This window comes from bacterium (assembly GCA_036504735.1).
Classification (GTDB): Bacteria; Electryoneota; RPQS01; order RPQS01; family RPQS01; genus DASXUQ01.
In genome coordinates, this window is record DASXUQ010000013.1 from 1 (window position 1) to 1,506 (window position 1,506).

Annotated in this window: 2 protein-coding genes; both read left to right on the forward strand. The window is 58.3% G+C overall.

Features of this window, described 5'->3' with window-relative positions; translation table 11 throughout:
* The first annotated feature begins 35 nt into the window (after window positions 1–35).
* Window positions 36–467 (forward strand): NUDIX domain-containing protein, encoded by a 432-nt coding sequence (locus VGL38_11935; GenBank protein ID HEY3296138.1) that lies wholly within the window; start codon window positions 36–38, stop codon window positions 465–467.
* A 43-nt stretch (window positions 468–510) separates the two neighbouring features.
* The coding region (gene galE, locus VGL38_11940) for a UDP-glucose 4-epimerase GalE (GenBank protein HEY3296139.1) at window positions 511–1,506 on the forward strand (996 nt) is incomplete at its 3' end.

Genomic DNA, 1,506 nt, shown 5'->3' on the forward strand with positions numbered 1-1,506 from the left:
ACTTATTATAACCGCAAGGTGTAAAATAAGCAGGGATGAGGCGTGGCAGTGACTATATTGGCGTAGGCGTGGGCGCTTTGATCGTAGACGATCAAGGGCGCGTGTTTCTTGCGCGGCGCGGCCCTGATTCTCGCAACGAACGCGGGCTGTGGGAGTTCCCAGGCGGCTCGGTCGAGTTCGGTGAACGTCTGGCCGATGCCCTGCGGCGGGAAATCCGTGAAGAGTTTGGCGTTGAGATCCAGGTTGGCGATCTGTTAGATGTGGCGGACCACATCCTGCCGGAAGAAGGCCAGCATTGGGTGTCGCCCACCTTCCTGTGCCGGATTATCGCCGGGGAGCCGCGCATCCTGGAACCGACCAAGTGCAGCCAGATGGGCTGGTTCGATCCCCAGGATGTTCCGGCCGACATCACCCAGATCAGCCGTTTGAATTTGACGCATTACTTGCATTTATTGGAGAAGGAATGATCCGATCCGGCTTATCTCTTCCTTATACCGAAAGGGCTTGTCTATGAAAATCTTAATCACCGGCGGAGCAGGATATATTGGCAGCACGATCGCTTCGGCCCTGGAAGACACCGGCCACACACCGGTGATCCTGGATTCGCTCATCACCGGACGCAAAGAATTTACCCGCGGGCGCATCTTTTACCAGGCAGACATTGCCGACCGGAAGGCTGTCGAGCAGATCTTTCGCGACCATCCGGATACCTACGCCACGATCCACTGCGCCGCCTTGATCGTCGTCCCCGAGTCGGTCGCGCATCCTTATGATTATTACCAGGATAATGTCGCGAAGTCCCTGGAACTCTTCAAAACCCTAACCGACCTCGGCTACGGTCGCATCGTGTTCAGCTCCTCCGCTTCGATTTACGACGTGGTGCCGGGTTTCATGGTCACCGAGACCTCTCCGCTCAAGCCTTCCAGCCCGTATGCGCGTACAAAATACATGATGGAGATGATCCTGCAGGATTTTTGTTCGGCTTACGATATGCGCGGGATTGCCCTGCGCTATTTCAACCCGATCGGAGCCGATCCCCAGATGCGCTCCGGCATTCACGTCCCGCAGCCTTCCCATATCTTGGGGAAGCTGGTCGACACGGCCCAGGGGCGATTGCCCGAGTTTAACATCACCGGGGTCCAGTGGCCCACGCGGGACGGCACAGGGCTGCGCGACTACATCCACGTTTGGGATTTGGCGATGGCGCATGTCAAAGCGGTCGAGCAGTTCGACCAGGCTTTCACGCGCTCGGAAGACCCGCAGACTCACTATCTGGTGATCAACCTGGGGACTGGCAAAGGGGTGACAGTGCGTGAACTCGTGACCGCCTTTGAAAAAGTCGTTGGAACCTCCATCCACAAGTGCGACACTGACCCCCGTCCGGGCGATATCGCCGGTGCCTATGCCAATGCGGATACGGCCCTGCGCCTGATCGGCTGGAAGGCCGAGCTGCCGCTCGAACAGGGCATCTCGGACGCCCTGCGCTGGGATGCAAAGCGTGGGGAG